Origin of the sequence: Desulforegula conservatrix Mb1Pa (assembly GCF_000426225.1) — a bacterium.
GTDB classification, from domain to species: Bacteria; Desulfobacterota; Desulfobacteria; order Desulfobacterales; family Desulforegulaceae; genus Desulforegula; species Desulforegula conservatrix.
Genome location: NZ_AUEY01000016.1, coordinates 13,867 through 36,217 on the forward strand (window position 1 = coordinate 13,867; position 22,351 = coordinate 36,217).

Sequence of the window (22,351 nt, forward strand, 5' to 3'; positions counted from 1 at the left end):
CATTTTGATTTGGTCTGCGGCTCTGCTTAACATAGCTGTCCGCTAATTTGCCAGAACCATTTCGGTGCTGGATTATAAACAATTGAATGGTTTAAATAACGGTGATGATTTTCAAATGGATGACATATTAACTGCGGGCCAGTCCGGTGATGCCGGAACAAGAGTATTCAGCCTTTGTTTTGTTTGTGTTTTTCTTGTTGTTCTGATTTTTTCGATGGATATGGCGATCCCTCTTGGGGTTGCCATGGGGGTTCCATATCTGGTTGCTGTACTGATTGCTCTCAAGTCTCCAGGTAAAAAATTAACAGTTATCATAACCGTAATCTGTTCTTTACTTACGATCGGCGCATTTTTATATAAACCGGCTGTTGCAGAGATGTGGAAGGCTGTTTTTAACAGGGCGATTGCCTTGTTCTCTATCTGGGTGACTGCCATACTTGGGCTTCAAAAGAAAAATATTGAGGAAAAACAAGATGCCGCCCTTCGCCAGCGTGAAAAGGCACTGGAAGAAGTACGGATACTAAGCGGACTCCTGCCTATCTGCTCTTCATGCAAAAAGATCAGGGATGATAAAGGCTACTGGACCCAGATAGAATTTTACATAAAAGAACATTCAGAGGCGGATTTCACACACGGAATTTGTCCTGAATGCACAAAAGAGCTTTATCCTGAATTCTACGAAAAAAAGTATGGCTCGGGCAAAGGTTCTGAGATCTGATTATATTTTGCCATGTTCCCCTTAGATGTTGAAAAGCGATATAATAAACCTTGTCAATAATTGATGGTCTCGCAAAAAGCCCCAAAAAGGCGCCGCGTCATACCGGACTTGACCCGGTATCCATTTTTTTCAGCTACTTATGGATTCAGGCCTGCGCCGGAATGACGGGAATCGGACTTTTAGCGGCCTTGTCAATAAATGCCTCCGTATATTGATATTCTTCTTATATCCAGAACTCAGGATATTTCCTGCTTTTCGAGATGTTGTTTATTATAAGAGCGACAGCCAAAAGAAGCATGGCTCCTGCGCCGGCAGGAAAAAATACATATAGAAATCCGAGCGCCTTTATTTTTTCGCCTCCTGTGACTGCAATCAGGGCAGTTGCTCCTCCTGGCGGGTGGAGGGTTTTTGTTGCATGCATAACTGCTATGGCTGTCGCAACTGAAATTCCTGAGCTCAACCACATCGGATCTGGTATCAGCTTGAGAGTCGTGACACCTATTAATGCTGAAATCATATGACCGCCAATGACATTTCTTGGCTGGGCAAGCGGACTTTTTATTGCTCCGTAAACAAGAACTGCAGAAGCCCCGAAGGATCCAATGAGCATCACAAGGTCTGATGGCACGAAAAATCTGTAGTGAACGATTCCTACCAAGGAGATCCCAAGAAAAGCGCCGATCCATGACCATAATATTTCCGCAATACTGACCCTGGGAGGGCTCTTGGTTACGCCTTTCATTTTAGTAAAATAACTCCGAATCAAACTCATTGATTTGTCCTTAAAGTATAAGCCCTGACGAGATCAGTCCTTGATATTATTCCCACAAGCCTGTTTTTTTCGTCAGTCACAGGAAGCCTGTTTATTTTATGGATGTTCATCAACGCAGACAGTCTGAAAAGGGGCGTTTCCGCGTGACAGCTTATTGCAGGGTAGGCCATGATGTCGCCCGCCTTTTCTGCATTTATGGTGGAAGATAGGCATCCTTTGTTGCCAAGGCATTCTGAAATTACTGACATGAAATTTTGAGGCAAAGATGTGACCATTCTGCGCAGAAAATCCTTTTCAGAAATCACACCAATGATTGTCATGTCCTGCGCAACGACAGGAACACCAGAGACGTCGAATTTTGCCATAAGCTTCGCAACTTCAATAAGGCAAGTGTCCCTGCCGACTGAAATAACTTCCCTGGTCATGATGTCACTTGCCTTAACAGAATGTTCATATCGATGTATGGCATGGCCGTAAGCTTTAAGATAAAGCTCTCTGAAGTCGGATAAAGATATGTCAAGATAGCCATCTATTTCCTTCATGGCCTCATAAACGTCTTCGTCTGAAATTTCAGGAGCTTTGATTCTTTCTTCGTGATTCACCGGCATTTGTTGCTCCGTGTTTTATCTGTATTTGTCCTGATTCATTTTTATTTCTGATTGGCTATGTTACTACTAAGTTTGGAATAATTTATTATTCCAATAATTAATATTCTTAATAAAAAAAGGATTTGTATGGTTGGTTTGCCATAAAAAACGCCATTTAGTCCGGATTAGAGCGTCCTTTGCTCGTAATCCGACATTGATCTGAAAATGGAGTTATTGTCATCTTGTCATAATTGGAATAAAAAACTTCCGGTAATGAATTAATACAATCCAGTTATAACCAAAACTCAAGTCTGTTGCCTTCAGGATCAGAAAAATAAATCACCTTTGATCCCCAAGCATGCTCTTTGACGGTTGCGTCTTTAAGCCCGTTTTCCCTTAGAAAGGCGCATGCTGTTTCAATGTCATCGACCTTCATAGTGATGGTGATGCCTTTGCCTGCCGAAGATCCAACAGATGTTTTCGATGCGTCGGCTATGCTCAGTCTGGACGTCCTGTTCAGCTCAAATTCCACAAACCACCCAAGTGAAGAGGTCTCTGGAAGCTTCAGCGTATTCTTGTAAAATGCGACAGTTTCCTGCCATTTTTCGCAATAAAGGATTGTGTTAACTATTTGTATATCCATTTTGATATTCATGGCTTTACTCATGGGATATGGCGCCTGCCGGGCAGCCATCTTCAGCGCTTAGGGCTTTTTCCTGGAATTCTTCAGGAACAGGATTAATCTTGACACTCGACTTTTCATCAACAAGCTCGAACACTTCGGGACATGTACTTTCACAGGCTCCGCATCCTATACATAATTCTTGATCAACCTTGAATTTCATTTTATTGCTCCAGTGCAAATTAATGTTCTTTTGTGTTTTGCTTAACCAGAAATTATCCTGATATTTTACCCTGAGCACCCGCAGCCATGGGACATTATTTTTTGCATTGTTTCTGCTTTTGCTCTGTCTCCGTTTCTTGTTATGATTTCCTCTGAAACAGGGATAGAAGTTTTTGCCATTTTCTGGGCTTCACTCACAAGTACAACCATTCCCGCGCAGCAAGGTACTTCCATTCTTGCTATGGTAATAGATTTTATGCCATTTCCTGCAAAAATCTGGGCAAGTTTTTCTACGTGCATTTTGCTGTCATCGAATTTCGGGCAGCCCATTAATACGATCTTGTCTTTTATGAAGTCTCTGTGCAGATTCGCGTATGCAGCAGCAGAGCAGTCAGCCAGAATAAGAAGCTCGGCATTTTTCAGATAAGGCGCGTTCGGAGGAACAAGTCTTATCTTGAGAGGCCAGTTGGCCAGTTGGGATTCTGCTATCGCCGTGCCATGATTGCTTGCAGCTTCTGGCTTAGCCATAGGCTTTAATGTCATGATTGAAGAAGACGGACATCCGCATCCTGTGTGCTTTGGATGCTCTGATTTCTTCTTCATGTCCTCAAGATGCTTGTGTACTGCTTCTTCATCAAACGGATCAGCTTCTCTTTCTATGATTTTGAGAGCGTCCTGGGGGCATGAGCCCATGCAGGCTCCGAGTCCGTCACAGAACATGTCTTTAATAACCTTTGCTTTGCCGTTTATTATCTGTATCGCGCCTTCAGCACATGAAACCACGCAGTTGCCGCATCCGTCGCATTTGTCTTCATTTATTTCTATTATTTTGCGTATTGTTTTCATTTTCTTTCTCCTTCATTTTAAAACTTGATGGCCTCATATTTTATATTTGGGCCACGGAAAACACGAAACATACGAAAAAGTCGATTATTGCTAAGTTTTTTTCAGAAAACCCTTTCTTCAAATAAAGTGTTTTCCGAACCTTTCCCCAAAAAAATTCGGTTAATAAAAAGTTTTTGAGGGGTGTGGGGAACTTTTTACAAAAAGTTCCCCGCGTTTTTCGTGTCTTTAGTGTGTTTCGTGGTTTCTCCCTCTCCATAATCTTGCCGGAGAGGGAGGTGTTCTTATGTGGTGTGCAAGCCTTGAGGCTTGAGCACCTTACGTTTTATGTCTTAGCCGAGTATTGCCTTAAGGTCTTCATCAGCGGTCTTGATCGGCATGATGTTGAAGTTTTTAACCAGAACATCAATAACGTTCGGACTCAAGAATGCAGGAAGTGATGGCCCGAGTCTTATGTCCTTGATTCCGAGGAAGAGCAGGGTCAGAAGAATCGCTACTGCTTTCTGCTCATACCATGAGAGTATGAAGGACAGCGGCAGATCGTTGACTCCGCACTCGAATGCTCCAGCAAGGGCAACCGCTATCTGAACAGCTGAGTAAGCGTCGTTGCACTGGCCTACATCGAGAAGTCTCGGGATTCCGCCTATATCGCCAAGCTGCTTGTCAAAGAATCTGAACTTTCCGCATGCAAGGGTAAGAATCATGCAGTCCTTGGGCACTTTTTCAACAAATTCAGTGTAGTAGTTGCGGCCAGGTTTTGCGCCGTCGCAGCCGCCCACAAGGAAGAAGTGGCGGATTGCCTTGCTTTTAACGCCTTCGATTACCTTGTCTGCAACGCCAAGAACCGTATTTCTCGCAAAGCCAACCATTACGGACGCGCCTGCCTTGTCTTCCGCAAATCCTGGCATATCAAGAGCTTTTTTGATTACAGGACTGAAATCCTTGCTTGCAATGTGCTCAACTCCTGGCCAGCCAACAAGACCCGTTGTGAATATATGGTCTTTATAAGTTTCTTTTGGCTTCTGGATACAGTTTGTGGTCATGAGTATCGCACCAGGGAACTCGTCGAACTCCTTTGCCTGATTCTGCCATGCTGTTCCGTAATGGCCGAAGAAATGGCTGAATTTCTTGAGCTCAGGATAAGCATGGGTCGGCAGCATTTCACCGTGGGTATAGATGTTGATGCCCTTGCCTTCGGTCTGCTTAAGAAGCTCATACATGTCTTTAAGATCATGGCCTGAAACAAGGATGGCCTTGCCTTTTTTTGTTCCAAGAGGAACGCTGGTCGGAACCGGATGCCCGTAAGTTCCTGTGTTGCCTGCATCAAGAAGTTCCATTGCCTTGAGGTTGATTTCGCCGCATTTGAGAACAAGGCCTACTAGTTCATTAACACCAAGGGTGTTATCAAGGGTAGCTGCCATTCCTTCATAGAGGAAATCATAAACAGCCTGATCTGTTTTGCCGAGAATCGCAGCATGGTCGGCATATGCTGCAACTCCCTTGATACCATAAATCAAAAGCTGTCTGAGCGATGTGATGTCAACATTTGCGTCGAGTTCCGCCTTGAAGCTGGTTTTTTCGCCTTCAGCAATAAGAGCTGCGGTGTTAAGTCCTTTGTAGCTTCCCTTGTACTGCGGGAAACTTGTGTTTCCGCCCTTTGCAGTAATTTTTTCTTTCATTGCAGCCATGCGGGTTTCTGCTTCCTGCATGAGCTTGGTGAATCTTTCAGGATCAAAGTCAACGTTTGTAAGGGTTGAAAAAATTGCCTGACATGCGAAATGATCGTCTTCAGGAGTCTTTGCGCCGTGCTTTGCAGCTTCAAGAGCCACAAGGGAGAATCCTTTCATTGTATGAACCAGAAGATCCTGAATTGCCGCTGTTTCAGGGGTTTTTCCGCATACGCCTATCTTGTCGCATCCTGTACCTTTTGCAGTCTGTTCACATTGAAAGCAAAACATATTATTTCTCCTTAGATTTTGTATTAACGGTTTTTATATTTATGTTATCTGTAAATTCATTTCCGCGCTGTTGGATATCTTTTAGCACTGCGTTAAAATGAAAACCTTGACCTGAATCAAGAAAACGGAAAAAAATGAAATGAATAAAAGAATAATTGGAATTATTTCTTCGGCACCTTTGTTTTCTGGCCTGCCTGAAGATGATATTGCCGAAATAGCAGGCATTCTGAAGCAAAAAGATGTTCTTAAGGGTGAAATGATCTTCTCGGACGGCGAACCTTCGAGCGGGTTTTATATTGTAGCAAGCGGAAGCGTAAAGATTTATAAACTCGCTCCTGACGGCAAGGAGAAAATTCTCCATATATTCGGCAAGGGGCAGCCTTTTGCCGAAGTCGCAGTATTCAGCGGTGATCCTTACCCGGCCAATGCTCTTGCTCTCCAGAAAAGTCATCTTCTCTTTTTTCCTAAAAAAGAGTTTATAGATCTTATCGCAAAAAAACCTGGACTCGCGCTTTCCATGCTTGGCGTAATGGCCGCAAGGCTCAGGCAATTCTCGGTTCAGATTGAAAATCTTACTTTAAAAGATGTCCCTGCAAGGCTGGCAGGATATATTCTTTTTCTTGTGGAAGAACAGAGTGACAATAAATCTGTGGAACTTGACGTTTCAAAAAACCATCTTGCAAGCATACTTGGAGCCACGCCTGAAACACTTTCAAGGGTTATGGCCAGAATGGCCCAGGAAGGTCTTATAAATGTTGATGGAAGAATAATTTCAATAATTGATAAAACCGGCCTTGAGAATCTTTCGTCTTCAGGTCGTGGAGGGCTTGAGTAAAGGGGGCACCTTTAAAAATTGTCTTTTTGCGCGTTAGTTGCGTCAGCGTCGTACTCGAATCCTCATTTATACCTCATAAACTCGGGTTCTCCGTGCGCCGCTTCCTTGCATCCATATCAAAAATTCTATTTTTTAGAGGCGTCCTAAAATTAAAAGGCGTTTCCTTTATTTTCAAGGAAACGCCTCGGACTGGTTTTACTATTTTACTTCAATAAGTTTTTTGCTGAGCAATCTGATGTGAGACATTTCTTCCTTGATGATTGCATCAACTTTGGCCTGTCCTGCGCCAGGAGCAACAAGGTCTTTCATTCCAAGATAGAAAACTATGGAATCTTTTTCAGCAGTTATAGCTGCCTTGAATATTTCTTTGAGAGAAGTTGAATCAATTTCTTTTTCATAAAACACTCTGGTGTCAGCAAGCGACTTGAGATAAAGCACTGCTTCGTTCTCAGGGTCGAAAACCTTGGACTTTTTCAGTTCTTCAGTAAGTTCAGACTTCATTTTTTTGAAAGTGTTTTCATGGTCGTCTTCCATTGCAGCAAGCTCAAGAAGAAATTTCTTAGCATCTGCGTCACTAACGCTTTCAGCTGCTTTTCTGTAAAATTTGGCGCCGTTCACTTCGATCTGAACCGCCATTTCAAAGATTTCATCCGCGTTAAAATCATATGCCGCCATGTTTGGGTCCTTTCCTTTTTATCCTGAAGTTTTATGCTCTTGCTTAATAACTTGGGTTATGAGGCTTTTTAGGTTTAAAGCCTGCTATTGTGTCATTATAGGTTTTATTTCTAATTAAGACACATTTTGTCAATATAAAAGTGGCTGTCCTCAATTATTAATGGGGAAGTCTCTTATTCAGGAACAGACCACGCATTTTTATTTTTCCTTTGCGAGTTTGCATTCAGCATCCCACTCAGGGCAGGCGTTCTGTATATCTTCTTCCCATTTGGCAAGGCACTCATTGCATTCAAGTTCAATATTTTTGATATGACCGTATTTTTTTATCATTTCATCCCTTGTCATATCGGTAATCTGGCTGCATCCGCACTGTGGGCATCCTGAAGTAATCTTGAAGCGTTCTTTTTTCATGTTTTATCCTCCTTATTCATGTTTTATACGAAAGTAAGTGTTTTTGACTGAAAGTCAAAGTCGTTAAACGTGTTGAAAAGAATTATTATGGAGTCAATTTCGTTGAATATGATATTTAAATAGCATTTTCCTGAGTTTAGTAAAAGACGAAGTTTTGCATTTGCATAAAAAATAATTTTATGTCCACTCATTTTATAGCCTGATTAAGCGGGGTTATATTTTGCCTTGCGTCATTAATCCTTTTGGGAGATGGCATGATCTGCCGGGCCAGAGAAAAAGACCCTGTAAAGGATAAAAGCGTAACTGATTGTGGCTGCAATCGCAAACTCCTTTGAAAACGCTCCTATTGGTGCTGTTATCAGAACCGTGAACCAGTGGAAGGCTATCAGGCGTCTTGAGTGAAGCTGAATAGGGAAATCATTATATCTTATTATTACAGACAGACCGCTGAGGTTCCATCCGTAAAGGGAAGTGAACGTATGCAGCTTCAGGAGGAATTTCATTATCTGTGGATCTCTGTTTGGATAAAATTCAAGAACTATGTAAGCGATTCCGGTTATGGCTGTCATGACCAGAAAAAACATGCCTGATGTCAGGAAGTTTTTCTGCTGAATAGCTTTTCCATCCCTCATGTACAGAAAAAATATAACAATAACAGCAATAAACAGCATTCCTGAGATTAAAAGCTGGGCCACCATTTTTTCAAAAAGAATAAAAAGGAAGAATATGATTACCCCAAGGTTAATAGCCCAGAATCCGGCTTCTTTCAGAGAGTGTGATTCTATATGCAGATGCTCCGGTATAAGAGCAAACATCAGGCTCATTGTGATGAGAGACAGGGGAAATGAAAAACCCAGGAAAAATGTGTCTATGACAAGTTTTTTCATGCTTATAAGATACAGGTACTCGTTATTTATGATAACAAGTGTCGAAATGACAAGGCCAAGCGAAAGACATAGCATGGAAGCCTGATGAAATTTTTCGCTTACGCTCACATCTTTTTTGAAGAATCCGGGAATGAATCCGAATCGTCTGATTCTTATTGATGCGACAATGGATGCAAGAATAAAGCTGCAGACCATGGCCGGAATATATAGATTAAAAAATGCAAAAAAAGCATATATAATTGATATTATGATAAAAAAAACTACAGGCGCCGTGATTCTTTTTTTGCCTATTGTGTAATATAAAATTATGCTTCCACCGCTGCAGAGATTGAACAGAAAAACATGAAGCCGTTCGAAATTGTAAGGAATCTGAACCGTCATGAATTGCGGAAGAAATCCGCAGAAGAGTGCGATGGTCATGATTACGAGAAAGAAAGCCTTGGAACCTGAGTTCATATATTTAAGCCTCTAAAAATAATAGCTGCAATGATTTTGGGCCGCATGATTTTTGATTTTAGAATTTGGATTTATGGTTGATGGTAAAAGACCAATACTTCAAAAATCGAAAATCATAACTCCTGCGGGTTGCTTTTTGGAAAAGCTCCGCAATCATTTTCATAAAGCTCAAGTATGTGCAGATATAAATTTGTCTGTAAAGTCCCTTAAGAACGATTGTCTCTAAAAAGGTTTTCCACCATATCCATAAATTGTCTGACCGGCTTTTTTCCAAAAAAGCGAACAATCAGAAGTTCGCTCTACAAAGAGCAAGTTCTGCCAAGCGTATGCCTGAGAGCTGTTTCAAGATCCGGTTTTAAGAATACATAACCTGATCCGAGCAATTTTGACGGAATAACACGGCTACTGGCAAGAAGAATTTCGTCTGCCATCTGTCCGAATGCGGCTTTAAGTATTATTTCGGGAATATCAGTAAATGCCGGTCGTTTCAGAATCTTTGAAAGAACTTCAACGAGCATTTTGTTTGTAACTGGTTCCGGGGCAACAAGATTAACTTTGCCTGTCAAGGAATCATTAAGCATTATATGGTAAATTGCTCCGATTACATCATCCATGGAAATCCACGCCATATACTGATTCCCATTTCCTGTTTTTCCGCCAAACCCTGCCTTGAAAACTGGAAGCATTTTGGATAAAGCTCCGCCTTCCGGAGTCAGAACAACACCAATTCTGGCAATAACAAGCCTTATACTCTTTTTAAGATTGTCAGATGCTGATTTTTCCCAGGCATCACAGAGATCTGATATAAACAGATTTCCCTTGGACGTTTTTTCGGAGAGAATTATATCTCCCCTGTCTCCATAAAAGCCGGTTGCAGAAGCAGAAATAAAGACTTTTGGCGGGTTTTTCAGGGTATTTAAGGCCTTTGCCAGAAGAGCTGTTCCTTTGGTTCTGCTTTCTATGAAAACTTTCTTTTTTTCAGGAGTCCATTTGCTGTCGCCTATGTTTTCACCTGCAAGATGAATTATGGCGTCAAATCCTTCAAGTTCGTCCGAATTAATAATTCCCTCTGACGGATTCCAGAAAATCTCATTTTTATTAAAAGGCTTTCTTCTAACCAGTTTATAGACCTCATGGCCTCCTGTCGTAAAAAAGGGAGCCAGATTTGATCCTATAAGGCCGCTTGCCCCGCTTATCAGAATCTTCCATGTTCCGTGCTTTTTTTTGAACTCCATGTGTCTGGAAATATCGCTGGTAGTCAGCTCATGTCTGTATCTGAAAATTTCAGTCAGCTTTGAGCGGATTTTGCCCTCAAGCAGAAAGTCTCCCAAATAAGAAAAAGGAGCTTCTAATTCAATTTCGTCTGTCAGCAGGCATTTGCCATCAGAAGAATCACTGAATATATGAGTATGCCTCCAGCTCTTCAGCGGGCCATGTATCTGAATATCCCTGAACATGCTGTTTATTTCATAATCAGTGTGAAGGGCTGTCCATCTGTAAGGAACCGGCCCTTCGTGCATGATCATTTTTGTTATTGATCCTGGCGAGATTCCACCTTTTCGAATGATCTTCAATGGATCCCAGGGAGGGCTAAGCCTTTCAAGTGCTCCGTCCCTTTCGTGCCAGGAAAAAAGCTCGTGCTTAGGCGCGTCCATTATAGAACTGTATCTGAATATTTTTTTCATTTTTACCTGAATATAAGCTTTGGATTTTCAATAAATACCCTTGTGCCAGGCGGAACTGATTCAGTAAGCCAAACATTGCCGCCAATTACAGATCCTGAGCCGATCACTGTTCCTCCACCGAGTATGGTTGCGCCGGAGTAAATTACAACTCCATCCTCAATTGTCGGATGCCTTTTTATTGTTTTGAGTTCATCCATTTTATCTTTTGGCAGAGAAAGAGCACCAAGCGTAACGCCCTGGTAAATTCTCACATTATTGCCGATATTTGTTGTCTCGCCTATGACGACGCCTGTTCCATGATCTATGGCAAAGCTTTTGCCTATTGTGGCTCCAGGGTGAATGTCGATTCCTGTCACTGCATGTGCGTATTCCGACATCATTCTTGGAAGAAGAGGAACCTGAAGTTCATAGAGTCTGTGTGCGGCTCTGTGAACCATTGTTGCAAAAATGCCGGGATAACTGAAAATTATTTCGTCATGGCTTTTTGCGGCAGGGTCTCCATCGTACATTGCCTTTATATCAAGGGCGAGCATTTTTCTGATTCCGGGGATGGATTCGAAAAATTCAAGCGCAATTTCAGCGCCCTTGTTTCTGCAATCATCGCACAGACGTTCAAATCTGGAACATTCATGCCTTGTAGCGCAGACAATCTGTTCGTAGAGCAAGTCAAAAAGAATGGAAAGAGATTGCCCCATATTGTAGTTCATGTTCTGGGGCGTCATTCTTCTTCTGCTGAAAAACCCAGGGAAAAAAATATTTCTAAGCCTGTTTATTATCTGGATCACGTTTTCCTGGGACGGGATAGGCTCGAAATCTATGTGAGTATAAATATCCGGATCAAGCGTGGAGTCTATGATTCCGTTTATGAGCGAGTGCAGCTTGGTCTTCGCATTTTCGAGACTGTCTGTGTTGCATTCGCACTGAATGCTTCCCGAATCTCTTAATATTATCATGGCTTGTCTCCGATTTAGAGTTTATCCTGCTCTTTGAGATAATTCTGATGGTCTTGCAAAAAGTCAGAAAAGAACGCCAGCGTCATGCCGGACTTGATCCGGCATCTTTGTATTTTCAGGTGATTCTGGATTCCAGCTCCCGATTTTCACAGGGACAGGCCCCGCTGGAAGACGGTAATCGGACTTTTTGCTACCTTCTCAATTCTAATCTCTGATTGAAATATGGCAACCCATGCTTTCTGGTTTGGATTATCTGTTTTTTTCTGGCTTAAAAAAACAAGCCATAAACTTACAATACTTTTTGTTTTTTGTCGTCTGAAGACTGACTGTCATGATCAATAAAGGAAAAAGATTAAATTTCTTTAAAAAATGACCAGTCTGATTTATGGGTATATGATCGTATATAACATGAATTTTGCCACGGCTTTTTCTTATATTTAAACCAATAAAAAGCATTAACGGAGGGACATATGACTAATAATGTCGTTATTACAGTATCATGCGGAACAGACGATCCTAACCGCGCCACAAGGGCTATTCATTTGGCGACAGTCGCGCACAGGGAAGGCCGGAACGTTACCCTGTTTCTTCTCGATGAAGCGGTTTATCTTGCGAAGGAAGGCCTTCTTGAAAATCTGAAGGCGGCCACAGGAGATTCAGCAGACGATCTGATGACCTATCTCCAGGCTAACGGCGTGCCTATTTTGGCATGTACTCCATGTGCAAAGGCAAGAAGAATCACAGATGCTGATCTTATTGAAGGAGCAAGGATGGGAACAGCGGTTGAGCTTATCAATCTTATTGCGGATGCTGCAGTTATAAATCTCTAAGTTTTCTTTATATGCTTTAACCATGATGGACTCGCAAAAAGTCTGAAAATGGCTTAATCGTCATGATGGACTTGATTATGATCTTTGTAATTTCAGCCGCTTATGGATTCAGGCCTGCGCCGGAATGACTGTAATAGGACTTTTTGCGACCTTGTCAACCATGTTTATCCGGGCCGGGGTTTCCAGATCCCTTCCCGGACAACTTCAAGTATTTTTTGTGGCAGTTTATGACTCATACAGACAAATTATTAAAAGACAGGGCCATTGCAGTTATGGGAATTCCCCCCGGCACAGATGAAAGCGGACTCAAATATGCCTATTACAGGCTGATGTTTCAATATCACCCTGACAGAAATCCAAGCAAAGAATATGCCCATGAGATGACCTCACTTATTTCAGAAGCCTTTCAGGAAAGAATATCAAACCTATTCTTTTGCATGATTTTGATCTTGTTTCCAAGATTGCAGGGAAACCGCCAGAAGAGATAAAAGGTATGATGACCTATGATGAATGGCTCAGGAATCAGTTTTATAATATGGAGGGTAAATCCATCTGGTCTTATTGATCGGGTGGATTAGAGGGTTCTTCCATAGTCCTATACAAGTTCGATATGCCACATAAACAACTGCATCAACTGAGCCTTCATGAAAAGGCATTTCTTCGGCTCTTACGATGATTTTTTTCATCTCGTCGGTTGCAGAGCCTATTGCCTCTTCAGATATGTCGAGACTATATATATTTTTTAAATATGACCGGGCCGCAGCCTTGTGCTGAGAACGTCATTGGTTTTACCAAGATGAATTAGAATATACCCCGCGTTAATCAGAGCTATTTCATTTCTATTCCAAAAGTCAATATTTGTATTTCAGATCTGATTTCTGGAAATCCATTCTGGGAAAAACTTTGATTTTTGGTGAATCCATATCATGAAATTTTTTGCGGAGCTTTTTCAAAAAGTGACCCTCCGGCGGCCTTTCAAATCAATGCACTCTCGATTTAAAATTGAAATTGCTTCTTGCCAGAAATTGATCTGACCCAATTTATATAGCGTTTTGTGTCTTCAGCATCCATTTTTGCCCCAGTTTTTATTGCCTTCAAAGCTTGACAAAATTATATATGGGCATATGCTCATAATGAGAATTAAAAAACAAGATTAGAGTTGGTTTATGATTTTGAAGCTTAGATGTTTTAGAGAGTTTGCACAACGGGCGAACGAATATATGGCAGTCAGGGTGAAGCCTTTTTTGAACAATAAAGTGATTGGAGCTAATGCTCAAGTCTATCAATTTTGATGGACCAGCAAAAAGTCTAAAAAGGGCATTGGCGTCATGCCGGACTTGATCCGGCATCTTTGTATTTTTAATTCTTTCTGGGTTCCGGCCTTCGCCGGAATGACGGGAATCGGACTTTTTGCGGCTTTGTCAATCCTGATGGCTTTGGCAATAGTGGGCGGCAAAGGATGCTGTCCGCAGATACTTTTGATTGTTTTGATGGGAACCAGACCGAAAGCTGCACATAATGTTTTTTAGAGAAAAAAGAATTGTGCTTATGGGACAGTTACCATGGCTGATATTCGAAGATATGGAGACTAAAGAATGGAAAAACTAAAGATTGTAGTTATTGGTGGAGTCGCTTGCGGCCCAAAAACCGCGGCAAGGATAAAAAGGCTTAAACCAGATGCCGACGTAACCGTAATTGAAAAGAAAGAGCTTCTTTCATATTCGGGATGCGGACTTCCTTATTATCTTTCAGGGGAGATCAAAGATCACAAAGAACTAATGGCAACTCCAGTCGGAATAGTAAGGGACACACATTTTTTCAAGGTTGTGAAAGATATTCGTGTTTTGAACCAGACATTTGCCAAGTCTGTGGCCAGGGCCGCAAAAAAAGTCACGACTGTAAATACGATGACAGGCGAGATAATTGAAATACCCTATGACAGACTTGTCCTTGCCGTAGGGAGCACCCCTTTTCTTCCTGAAATAAAAGGTGTTGATCTTAAAGATGTCTACACCCTGTCAACGGTCGAAGACGCAAGGGAGATCAGGGACAGGCGCGAAAGTCTTAAAGGGAAGAAAGCCGTAATAATCGGTGGCGGTCTTATTGGCCTTGAAGTTACCGAGGCGTTCAGAATCCAGGGAATGGATGTCACGATTGTTGAAAGGGAGGATACTGTTCTTCCGTCCCATTCAGACCCCGAAATGGCTTTTCATGTTCATAACGAGTTGAGAGCCAGGGGGGTAAAACTTGCACTGTCTTCCGCAGTCAGTGAAATAAAAGGCGATGACCAGGGCAAAGTAGTCTCTGTGGTTACCTCAAAAGGCGAAATTCAGGCCGACATTGTTCTTGTTTCTGTGGGCGTAAGACCTAATTCCAGCCTTGCTAAACAGATGGGCCTTGAAATAGGAACGACCGGAGCCATAAAAACCGATGAATATTTAAGAACGTCAGATCCTGATATTTACGCGGGAGGAGACTGTTCAGAAGTCTGGAGCAGACAGACAGGAAAGCCGATCTACGCACCGATGGGATCAACCGCAAACAAGCAGGGCAGAATAATTGCCGATAATATCTGCGGAATTCCCACAAAATTCAGGGGCGTTCTTGGAACAGTAATCATAAAGATTTTTGGACTGACTTTTGCCTGTACAGGAATGACAGAACGCCAGGCTAAAAATGAAGGACTTGATTATCTGACCGTTCTGAATCCTTCTCCTGACAGGCCGCATTTCATGGAATCAGCAAAGCTTCTTATCATAAAGCTGATTGTTGACAAAAAAACGGGAAAAATTATCGGATCGCAGATGACCGGCCCGGGAGAGGCTGCAAAGAGAATGGACGTGACCGTTTCTGCCATGAGCCAGAACGCCAATGTCTATGATCTCGGCCAGTATGACCTTGCCTATGCTCCACCTTATTCTCCGGCCATGGACAACATCATAACCGCGGCAAATATTGCCGAAAACAAGATCTCAGGAATTGCAAAGGGCTACAGCCCTGCCGAAGTAATGGAAAAAATCAGAAAGGACGATGACTTCATTTTTCTTGATGTGAGAACCCCGGACGAATTCGCCCAGGTCAGGATTCCTGACAAACGCGTTAAACATATTCCGCTTGGGAAACTGAGACAGGCCGTGGGGGATCTGCCAAAAAACAAGGAAATAATTACTTTTTGCAAGATTTCATTAAGAGGCTACGAGGCCCAAAGAATCCTTGAAGGTGAAGGTTTCGGGAATGTTTCCTTTCTTGATGGCGGAGTGGTTTGCTGGCCTTATGAAAAAGAAGGCGTGTAAAAATGAAAATTGCTGTGGCAAGCGGTAAGGGCGGAACAGGGAAAACCACGGTGGCTTTGGCACTTGCATCATCATTTGAAGGAGAGATCATTTATCTGGATTGTGATGTTGAAGAACCAAACGCTCATCTTTTTCTTAATCCTGAGGTGGAAAAGGCTGAAACCGTTTATTCCTTCGTTCCCCTTGTGAATGAGAGCAAATGCACTTTATGCGGAAAATGTGATGATATATGCAGATTCAGCTCTATCGTCATAATGGGCAGGAAACTTGTCACTTATCCTGCCATGTGTCACGGTTGCAGAGGTTGCGAGCTTGTATGCCCTGAAAAGGCTATCACCGCCGGCAAGAGAGAGCTTGGGACAATTGCGCAGGGGCGTTCCGGGAATATTAACCTTCTTACAGGCAGGCTCAGAATAGGCGAAGCCATGTCTCCGCCGCTCATCAAGCATCTCAAATCACTTATCCCTGAATCTGCGAAGCATATAATTTCAGATGCTCCTCCGGGTGCCTCATGTCCTATGGTGGCAACAGTCAGGGACGCTGACTTTGTGCTCCTTGTCACTGAACCCACGCCATTTGGCATAAACGATCTTTCAATAGCTTTTGAGGCCCTGAGGGAAATGAATCTTCCATGCGGACTCATAATAAACCGCTCCATGCCGGGAAACAGGACAGCGCATGAATTTGCGGAAAAGAATAATATCAGAATTCTTCTTGAAATCCCGGATGACAGGGCCATAGCCGAAGGATATTCCAGGGGCGCCCTTATCACTGAAACAAGACCTGAGCTCAAGTCCGGGTTTATTTCAGTATTCAAAAAGATCGGCGAAATAATATCCGCTGGCAGGGAGGCATACCCATGAAGGAACTTGTCGTAATAAGCGGAAAAGGCGGGGCGGGCAAAACAAGCATAACAGCGAGCCTTGTCGTTCTTGCCGGAAAAAGTGTTATCGTGGACGCAGACGTTGACGCGGCTGATATGCATCTTGTGCTGCCCCTGAAAGAAACGTGCAAATTTCCTTTTGAGGCAGGTTTTGCTGCTGTTCTTGATACGTCAAAATGTACTGAATGTGGCTATTGCCGGGAAGTCTGCCAGTTTTCTGCAATTAACGAAAAATACGAAATAGACCATATTCTCTGCGAAGGATGTGGAGTCTGCGCCCATTTTTGTCCTTCGGGCGCAATTTCCATGCAACTTAAAACATGCGGTGACTGGTTTGTGTCTGAAACCCCTTTCGGAACCATGATGCACGCAAGACTTTTCCCAGGAGAAGAAAGCTCAGGGCTTCTTGTCAGCAGACTCAGACAGGAAGCAAGAGCCAGGGCGGAAGCCGGCGCTATTGATCTTTGCATAACAGATGGGCCTCCTGGCATAGGGTGCCCGGTAATTGCTTCTATAACAGGGGCGAGTCTTGTTCTTGCCGTGGCGGAACCAACCATATCGGGCATTCATGACGTTAAGAGAGTTAAGGAGCTCGCCGGATTTTTCAGAATTCCCGTGGTTCTATGCATAAATAAAAGCGGCCTTAATCCTGAAATTGAAACAGAATTCAGAAAATGGGCTGCGGTCAACAAGGTGCCTGTTGTCGGAGAGATTCCATATGACAGCGATGTGACAGCAGCCATGATGGCAGGCAAAACAATCGTTCAGCATTCCGGCGGCAAACCTTCCAGAGCGATCAGCCTTTTGTGGGAGGAATTAAAGGCGAGCCTTGAATTGGGCGGCGTTTGATAGTTGACAAAGTAGCAAAAAGTCAGATTGCCGTCATTCCGGAGCAGGCCGGAATCCAGAAGTGGCTGAAATTACAAGGATGCAGGCTCAAGTCCGGCATGACGCTAAAGCCATTTTTTGACTTTTTGCGAGTCCATCATAGTTGGCACCTGAATCAAAATGGGAGGTCTTGCAAAAGCAGGGTGCGTGGCGCTTTCCCACGCACCGCCTTCGCCAAGCAAGTGGTGCGTGCAAGGACGGCACACCCTACAGTGCATGGTTAATAAATGGAATAAACCTTTTATAGGAGGATCATATGAAAATAGCAGTATCATCAAAAGGGACAGATCTTACATCTGAAATCGATTCAAGATTCGGTCGCGCGGCTTTTTTTGTGGTCGTGGACTCAGAAACCCTCGATTTTACGGCTGTAGAAAACACCCAGAACCTGAATCTGCCCCAGGGAGCGGGAATTCAGTCAAGCAAGACTGTGGCTGGGACAGGAGCCGAAATAGTCGTGACTGGAAACTGCGGCCCAAAGGCTTTCACTGCTTTATCAGCGGCCGGAATCAGGATCGCGGTCGGATGTACGGGGCGGGTTATTGATGCGGTTCAGCAATGCAAAAATGGCCTTCTTTCATTTGCGGATGAAGCCAATGTCGAAGGTCACTGGATATAAAATCTAAAAAAGGAGTAATGCAATGCGTTTTGCCATACCAGTAGCAGATGGAAAGTTAACCCTTCATTTCGGGCACAGCAAGGAATTCATTTTTATTGATGTTGAAGACGGTGTTTTCAAAAAAACCCAGACCCTTGAACCTCCTCCCCATGAACCAGGTGTACTTCCAAAATGGATGCACGATAACAATGTCAATGTGATAATAGCTGGTGGAATGGGGCATAAGGCCAAGGAGTTTTTCCTGGGATACGGCATTGAAGTGGTTGTTGGGGCGCCCCAGATTGCAGCAGAAGAACTTGTTTCAGGGTATCTTAACAAAACCCTTGTTTCAGGACCTAATGCCTGTGATCATTAAAAAACTGATTATTCTTGTAAATGTATAATTGATGGTTTCGTAAAAAGTCAAAAAAATGCTCGGCGTCATGCCTGACCTGATTGGGTATATTTGTATTTTTAGATATTTCTGGATTCCGGCCTTCGGCTGAATGACGGTAATCGGACTTTTTGCGACGTTGTCATAATTTGTCATCTGTTAGTTTTGAGACCCTATTTGTGTGTTAAGCAAAAGTTTTTTAAGGAGTAAGTCAGTAATGATTCATGAAAAAATGCCTGATTCAAAATCATCATGCAGCAGCGGATCCTGCGCAAGCTCTAAAAATAATGCGGTCAAGACAAGCGAGGAACTGTCAAAGATTGCCCTGTCCAGAATCAAATACAAGCTTGTTGTAATGAGCGGAAAAGGGGGCGTCGGTAAAAGCAGCGTAGCCTGCAATCTGGCCGTTTGTCTCGCAAAAAAGGGATTTAAGACAGGCCTCATGGATGTGGATGTGCATGGGCCAAGTGTAGGCAAGATAATGGGCATGAAGGGCCTCCTGGACGCAAGCGATGATCATATGCTTATCCCCATGCCTTTTGGTGATAATCTGAAGGTTGTTTCCATGCAATCTCTCCTTCCCCATGAAGATCAGCCCATAATATGGCGAGGGCCGGCCAAGGGCAATATGATCCAGCAGTTCATAGGTTCGGTTAAATGGGAAGACCTTGATTTTCTTATAATTGACGCTCCTCCCGGAACAGGCGACGAGCCTCTTACTGTAATCCAGACAGTGGAAGACGCAAAAGCAGTGATCGTAACCACTCCCCAGGATGTTGCACTTGCAGACGTGAGAAAATCCATCAATTTCTGCAAGACCGTAAACATGGAAATCCTGGGTCTTGTTGAGAATATGGGGCCTTTCCCTTGCCCCCATTGCGGAGAGGTCGTCAGCCCGTTCAGCAGCGGCGGCGGTGAAAGAACAGCAAGTGAAATGGGTATAATGTTTCTTGGCTCTGTTCCATTTGATACCCAGGTGGTGACTTCATGCGACATGGGCGTTCCCATTGCTGACACCCATACAAACGGGCCTTTTATGGGAGCTTTTGACGCAATAGTGGAAAAGGCGTTAAAGAATCTCTGATGTTGATTATTTAGTGCTTGTATAAGTATTGACAAGGTCTCAAAAAGTCAGATTTCCGTCGTTCCGGCGCAGGCCGGAATCCAGAAGTATCTGAAAATAATGGATGCCGGATCAAGTCCGGCATGACGCCGCAACCTTTTTGGGACTTTTTGCGGCCTTGTTGCTTTTTCGAATGATCGTCTTTTTCCTCAAGCTCCCATGCCTGTTTGCATCATATTCAAGTTAATCTGTTGTAATCACAAAAACAATATACTATATTGCCCGATTCCGCTTCTGACAGCTTGCTTTTTTATCAGAAGTGAATTTTTGAAATTGATAATATTATTAGAGAGTTCTTATGCGAATAATCACCAGACCCGACTTTGACGGGCTTGTTTGCGCCGTTTTTTTAAAAGCCGCCCTTGGCAAGGATATCCCGGTTTTATGGGTTGAGCCTGATGCAATAAGGCATTGTGGTCTTGAGGTAAGGCAGGGGGACATAATCGCTAATCTGCCGTGGAAATCCGGGTGCAGCGTCTGGTTTGATCATCATGTCACAAACCGTATTGATGAAAAATTCGAGGGCGTTTATGAAATAGCTCCTTCAGCAGCCGGTCTGATTTACACATATTATAAGGATAGGTTCAAAACGGATTTTGCAGAACTTTCAGCTGCCGCTGACAAAATTGATTCTGCCAATCTGACTGTCGAAGAGGTCTTAAGGCCCGAAGACAATTCTTATCTGCTATTGTCCATGACCATAAAGAACCGGGCTGAATGTGAGAAGCATTACTGGGACAGGCTTTGCGATCTATTTCTTGAAAATGGCATAGACGATGTGATGAAAGATTGGGATGTAAAGGCAAGATGCGATGAGGTCATAAGAGAAAATTCAGAATATAAGGAGCATCTATCCAAGAGGACACAAATAGACCAGGGCGTGGCCCTGACGGATTTTTCTGATTTGATGATAGCTCCCCAGGGCAATAGATTTCTCGTTTATGCTCTTTATCCTGAAACCCATGTTGCGGTGAAGATAAGGCGTGATTACCATGAAACTGACAGCGTTATTGTAAGTGTGGGACATAGTATTTTTAACCGCACCTGCAATGTTAACACAGGATTTCTTCTTTCAAGATTCGGAGGAGGGGGCCACAGGGGCGCAGGTGCATGCAAGATGAAAATATCCGTGCTGGAAAAGGCTCTGTTCGAGATCATGAATACTCTGAAAGAAAACAAGGCAAGCTGATTTTAAAACATTCATAGAACATGATGCTTTACTTCATGGTTTTTCAGCAGGTTTTGACAAGATAGCAAAAAGTCCGATTTCCGTCATTCCGGTGCAGGCCGGAATCCAGAAGTATTTGAAAATACAAAGATGCCGGATCAAGTTCGGCATGACGCCGACGCCTTTTTCTGACTTTTTGCGAGACCATCAAGTTTTGAAAGCCAAAAGGACGGATCGTTTGAGCCAGATAAAGGAAATTGCTTCTTCGATAAAAGCTCTTGAGAATGACCTTTCACTCTGCACAAGATGCGGAATGTGTCAGTCAGTGTGTCCTCTTTATACTGAAACAGGGAGAGAGCCTGACTCTGCAAGGGGGAAACTTGCGCTGCTCGACGGATTGAGATTTTCTCTTCTTTCAAAACCTGATGGCGTGATGGATCTGCTTCAGAGATGTCTTCTTTGCGGAGCTTGTGCTTCGCATTGTCCTCGAAAGGTAAACAGTATTTCTGTTTTTCTAAGGGCAAGGATGATCATAGCCGGAATTACAGGTCTTAATCCATTCAAGAAAGCCATATTAAGGGCTGCGTGCAATAATCCCCGGGTTTTTGACATGATTCTTGATACGGCAGGTTTTTTCCAAAAAAAACTATCGGCGGATATTGCCGGAACGTCTGATTTTTCCTGCATAAGGGATGGATTTAGAAGCAAACAGAGGATTTCCAGAAATTTTGCTCCAAAGTCGTTTTCTGAAATAACAGGAACGGTCGATTACAGAAGGCAGGGCTCAAAGGGTCGCGTCGCTTTTTATCCAGGCTGCCTTGTCAACAGAATGTACCCTTCCATTGGAACCGCCTCGCTTAATGCCATAATAGACTGTGGATACGATGTTGTGATTCCTGATGGTCTTGTCTGTTGCGGAATGCCTGCGGCTGCATCCGGTGATATGGGATCAGCCAGGATTGCTGCTGAAAAAAATGCCGAGATTCTAAAAAAAACAGATTGCGACCTGATAGTAACATCCTGCCCGACCTGCGGTTATGCGATGAAAAAACTCTGGTCTGTGTTCGCAGAAAAATCAGGGCATAATGACTCTTTTGATTATGTTTCTGAAAAGATTTCAGATATTTCAGATTTTATTATAAGGTATGGAGAAAAAAAATATACCGCCCCAGGGCCTGATTCCGGGTCAGATGACAGAAAGACAGTGACAGTACATGATCCCTGTCATCTTAAACGCAGTCTTGGCATTTATAAAGAGCCGAGAATCATCCTTGAAATGGCCGGATACAAAGTGAGGGAAATGAAGAATTCTGACAGATGCTGCGGCATGGGCGGAACCTTTTCAATCTCGCATTATGACCTGTCAATGTCAGTGGCCGAAGAAAAGAAAAAAGCGGTTATGGACTCAGGGGCTGACGTCCTTGCAGCCGCATGTCCTGCCTGCATGATGCAGATTGGGGGGGGGCTTGCTGCTGACGGGTCTGAAATAGATGTACGGCATCCTGTGGAAATTTACGCGGAAAAGATACCTAATGTCTTTTAAAGAGGGG

At 43.2% G+C, this 22,351-nt stretch carries 23 protein-coding genes and 1 pseudogene; 12 read left to right on the forward strand and 12 right to left on the reverse strand.

The features are described from left to right. The first annotated feature begins 115 nt into the window (after window positions 1-115). The gene (locus tag K245_RS26485) at window positions 116-718 is read left to right on the forward strand and encodes a hypothetical protein (protein ID WP_051283981.1); all 603 of its coding nucleotides are present in this window, start codon (window positions 116-118) and stop codon (window positions 716-718) included. A 223-nt stretch (window positions 719-941) separates the two neighbouring features. Here K245_RS26485 and K245_RS0108070 read toward each other — a convergent pair whose 3' ends face one another. From K245_RS0108070 to hcp, 6 genes are all read right to left on the reverse strand, one after another. Next, a complete protein-coding gene (locus tag K245_RS0108070; RefSeq protein ID WP_232223810.1) occupies window positions 942-1,460 on the reverse strand; it encodes an HPP family protein in 519 nt (172 codons plus the stop codon). Window positions 1,461-1,486: 26 nt separating this feature from the next. Continuing rightward, complete coding sequence (locus K245_RS0108075; RefSeq protein WP_051283982.1) at window positions 1,487-2,098, reverse strand: CBS domain-containing protein; 612 nt, start codon at window positions 2,096-2,098, stop codon at window positions 1,487-1,489. Between the two features lie 271 nt (window positions 2,099-2,369). Beyond that, window positions 2,370-2,732, reverse strand: coding sequence for a VOC family protein (locus tag K245_RS0108080; RefSeq protein WP_027358879.1), 363 nt, complete (start codon window positions 2,730-2,732; stop codon window positions 2,370-2,372). Between the two features lie 4 nt (window positions 2,733-2,736). Continuing rightward, window positions 2,737-2,922 carry a ferredoxin gene (locus tag K245_RS0108085; protein WP_027358880.1) on the reverse strand — a complete coding sequence of 62 codons (186 nt, stop codon included), beginning with the start codon at window positions 2,920-2,922 and terminating at the stop codon, window positions 2,737-2,739. Between the two features lie 65 nt (window positions 2,923-2,987). Then, window positions 2,988-3,767 (reverse strand): ATP-binding protein, encoded by a 780-nt coding sequence (locus K245_RS0108090; protein WP_027358881.1) that lies wholly within the window; start codon window positions 3,765-3,767, stop codon window positions 2,988-2,990. 329 nt (window positions 3,768-4,096) lie between these two features. Then, window positions 4,097-5,722: a hydroxylamine reductase gene (gene hcp / locus K245_RS0108100; RefSeq protein WP_027358883.1), complete on the reverse strand. Its 1,626-nt coding sequence runs from the start codon at window positions 5,720-5,722 to the stop codon at window positions 4,097-4,099. A 139-nt stretch (window positions 5,723-5,861) separates the two neighbouring features. Between hcp and K245_RS0108105 the strand changes: the two genes are divergently transcribed. Then, window positions 5,862-6,557, forward strand: a complete 696-nt coding sequence (locus tag K245_RS0108105; RefSeq protein ID WP_027358884.1) for a Crp/Fnr family transcriptional regulator — start codon at window positions 5,862-5,864, stop codon at window positions 6,555-6,557. A gap of 198 nt (window positions 6,558-6,755) precedes the next feature. Here the strand turns inward: K245_RS0108105 and K245_RS0108110 are convergent, their stop codons facing one another. The 5 genes from K245_RS0108110 to epsC all read right to left on the reverse strand — a co-directional run bounded on the left by K245_RS0108110 (window position 6,756) and on the right by epsC (window position 11,624). Further along, window positions 6,756-7,232, reverse strand: coding sequence for a ferritin-like domain-containing protein (locus K245_RS0108110; RefSeq protein WP_027358885.1), 477 nt, complete (start codon window positions 7,230-7,232; stop codon window positions 6,756-6,758). A gap of 198 nt (window positions 7,233-7,430) precedes the next feature. Further along, on the reverse strand, window positions 7,431-7,643 hold the full coding sequence (locus tag K245_RS23610) for a hypothetical protein (RefSeq protein WP_035276780.1): 213 nt from the start codon (window positions 7,641-7,643) through the stop codon (window positions 7,431-7,433). A gap of 233 nt (window positions 7,644-7,876) precedes the next feature. Continuing rightward, window positions 7,877-8,986, reverse strand: coding sequence for a hypothetical protein (locus tag K245_RS0108125; RefSeq protein WP_027358886.1), 1,110 nt, complete (start codon window positions 8,984-8,986; stop codon window positions 7,877-7,879). Window positions 8,987-9,285: 299 nt separating this feature from the next. Then, entirely contained in the window at window positions 9,286-10,671 is a 1,386-nt protein-coding gene (locus K245_RS0108130; RefSeq protein WP_051283984.1) for a TIGR01777 family oxidoreductase, read from the reverse strand. Window positions 10,672-10,673: 2 nt separating this feature from the next. Further along, on the reverse strand, window positions 10,674-11,624 hold the full coding sequence (gene epsC / locus K245_RS0108135; protein WP_035276783.1) for a serine O-acetyltransferase EpsC: 951 nt from the start codon (window positions 11,622-11,624) through the stop codon (window positions 10,674-10,676). Window positions 11,625-12,094: 470 nt separating this feature from the next. On the opposite strand from epsC, the gene K245_RS0108140 reads away from it, so the two are divergent. Both K245_RS0108140 and K245_RS0108145 read left to right on the forward strand, forming a co-directional pair. After that, window positions 12,095-12,454, forward strand: a complete 360-nt coding sequence (locus tag K245_RS0108140) for a DsrE family protein (protein WP_027358889.1) — start codon at window positions 12,095-12,097, stop codon at window positions 12,452-12,454. Between the two features lie 227 nt (window positions 12,455-12,681). Continuing rightward, the gene (locus K245_RS0108145; protein ID WP_027358890.1) at window positions 12,682-12,942 is read left to right on the forward strand and encodes a J domain-containing protein; all 261 of its coding nucleotides are present in this window, start codon (window positions 12,682-12,684) and stop codon (window positions 12,940-12,942) included. Window positions 12,943-12,969: 27 nt separating this feature from the next. Here the strand turns inward: K245_RS0108145 and K245_RS28540 are convergent. After that, window positions 12,970-13,209: pseudogene (locus K245_RS28540) on the reverse strand (methyltransferase domain-containing protein); the annotation flags it as partial. An 840-nt stretch (window positions 13,210-14,049) separates the two neighbouring features. Here K245_RS28540 and K245_RS0108165 point away from each other — a divergent pair. From K245_RS0108165 to K245_RS0108210, 8 genes are all read left to right on the forward strand, one after another. Beyond that, the gene (locus tag K245_RS0108165) at window positions 14,050-15,747 is read left to right on the forward strand and encodes an FAD-dependent oxidoreductase (RefSeq protein WP_027358892.1); all 1,698 of its coding nucleotides are present in this window, start codon (window positions 14,050-14,052) and stop codon (window positions 15,745-15,747) included. A gap of 2 nt (window positions 15,748-15,749) precedes the next feature. Continuing rightward, window positions 15,750-16,610 (forward strand): nucleotide-binding protein, encoded by an 861-nt coding sequence (locus K245_RS0108170; RefSeq protein WP_027358893.1) that lies wholly within the window; start codon window positions 15,750-15,752, stop codon window positions 16,608-16,610. Continuing rightward, a complete protein-coding gene (locus K245_RS0108175; protein ID WP_027358894.1) occupies window positions 16,607-17,479 on the forward strand; it encodes an ATP-binding protein in 873 nt (290 codons plus the stop codon). The genes K245_RS0108170 and K245_RS0108175 overlap by 4 nt, the downstream gene beginning before the upstream one ends. 295 nt (window positions 17,480-17,774) lie before the next feature. Then, entirely contained in the window at window positions 17,775-18,137 is a 363-nt protein-coding gene (locus tag K245_RS0108185) for a NifB/NifX family molybdenum-iron cluster-binding protein (protein ID WP_027358896.1), read from the forward strand. Window positions 18,138-18,159: 22 nt separating this feature from the next. Next, window positions 18,160-18,492, forward strand: a complete 333-nt coding sequence (locus K245_RS0108190) for a NifB/NifX family molybdenum-iron cluster-binding protein (protein ID WP_027358897.1) — start codon at window positions 18,160-18,162, stop codon at window positions 18,490-18,492. A gap of 235 nt (window positions 18,493-18,727) precedes the next feature. Further along, window positions 18,728-19,594: an Mrp/NBP35 family ATP-binding protein gene (locus K245_RS0108195; RefSeq protein ID WP_027358898.1), complete on the forward strand. Its 867-nt coding sequence runs from the start codon at window positions 18,728-18,730 to the stop codon at window positions 19,592-19,594. A gap of 337 nt (window positions 19,595-19,931) precedes the next feature. Next, entirely contained in the window at window positions 19,932-20,822 is an 891-nt protein-coding gene (locus K245_RS0108200; RefSeq protein ID WP_027358899.1) for a hypothetical protein, read from the forward strand. 217 nt (window positions 20,823-21,039) lie between these two features. After that, window positions 21,040-22,344, forward strand: a complete 1,305-nt coding sequence (locus K245_RS0108210) for a (Fe-S)-binding protein (protein ID WP_027358900.1) — start codon at window positions 21,040-21,042, stop codon at window positions 22,342-22,344. The last annotated feature ends 7 nt before the right edge of the window (window positions 22,345-22,351 follow it).

Coding starts and splice junctions, on each gene's coding strand:
- K245_RS0108145 (WP_027358890.1), top strand. CDS start 12,682: ATGACTCATACAGACAAATTATTAAAAGACAGGGCCATTGCAGTTATG.
- K245_RS0108090 (WP_027358881.1), bottom strand. CDS start 3,767: ATGAAAACAATACGCAAAATAATAGAAATAAATGAAGACAAATGCGAC.
- K245_RS0108195 (WP_027358898.1), top strand. CDS start 18,728: ATGATTCATGAAAAAATGCCTGATTCAAAATCATCATGCAGCAGCGGA.
- K245_RS0108130 (WP_051283984.1), bottom strand. CDS start 10,671: ATGAAAAAAATATTCAGATACAGTTCTATAATGGACGCGCCTAAGCAC.
- K245_RS0108085 (WP_027358880.1), bottom strand. CDS start 2,922: ATGAAATTCAAGGTTGATCAAGAATTATGTATAGGATGCGGAGCCTGT.
- hcp (WP_027358883.1), bottom strand. CDS start 5,722: ATGTTTTGCTTTCAATGTGAACAGACTGCAAAAGGTACAGGATGCGAC.
- K245_RS0108110 (WP_027358885.1), bottom strand. CDS start 7,232: ATGGCGGCATATGATTTTAACGCGGATGAAATCTTTGAAATGGCGGTT.
- K245_RS0108175 (WP_027358894.1), top strand. CDS start 16,607: ATGAAGGAACTTGTCGTAATAAGCGGAAAAGGCGGGGCGGGCAAAACA.
- K245_RS0108080 (WP_027358879.1), bottom strand. CDS start 2,732: ATGAATATCAAAATGGATATACAAATAGTTAACACAATCCTTTATTGC.
- epsC (WP_035276783.1), bottom strand. CDS start 11,624: ATGATAATATTAAGAGATTCGGGAAGCATTCAGTGCGAATGCAACACA.
- K245_RS0108125 (WP_027358886.1), bottom strand. CDS start 8,986: ATGAACTCAGGTTCCAAGGCTTTCTTTCTCGTAATCATGACCATCGCA.
- K245_RS0108190 (WP_027358897.1), top strand. CDS start 18,160: ATGCGTTTTGCCATACCAGTAGCAGATGGAAAGTTAACCCTTCATTTC.
- K245_RS0108140 (WP_027358889.1), top strand. CDS start 12,095: ATGACTAATAATGTCGTTATTACAGTATCATGCGGAACAGACGATCCT.
- K245_RS26485 (WP_051283981.1), top strand. CDS start 116: ATGGATGACATATTAACTGCGGGCCAGTCCGGTGATGCCGGAACAAGA.
- K245_RS0108170 (WP_027358893.1), top strand. CDS start 15,750: ATGAAAATTGCTGTGGCAAGCGGTAAGGGCGGAACAGGGAAAACCACG.
- K245_RS0108165 (WP_027358892.1), top strand. CDS start 14,050: ATGGAAAAACTAAAGATTGTAGTTATTGGTGGAGTCGCTTGCGGCCCA.
- K245_RS0108185 (WP_027358896.1), top strand. CDS start 17,775: ATGAAAATAGCAGTATCATCAAAAGGGACAGATCTTACATCTGAAATC.
- K245_RS0108075 (WP_051283982.1), bottom strand. CDS start 2,098: ATGCCGGTGAATCACGAAGAAAGAATCAAAGCTCCTGAAATTTCAGAC.
- K245_RS0108070 (WP_232223810.1), bottom strand. CDS start 1,460: ATGAAAGGCGTAACCAAGAGCCCTCCCAGGGTCAGTATTGCGGAAATA.
- K245_RS23610 (WP_035276780.1), bottom strand. CDS start 7,643: ATGAAAAAAGAACGCTTCAAGATTACTTCAGGATGCCCACAGTGCGGA.
- K245_RS0108105 (WP_027358884.1), top strand. CDS start 5,862: ATGAATAAAAGAATAATTGGAATTATTTCTTCGGCACCTTTGTTTTCT.
- K245_RS0108200 (WP_027358899.1), top strand. CDS start 19,932: ATGCGAATAATCACCAGACCCGACTTTGACGGGCTTGTTTGCGCCGTT.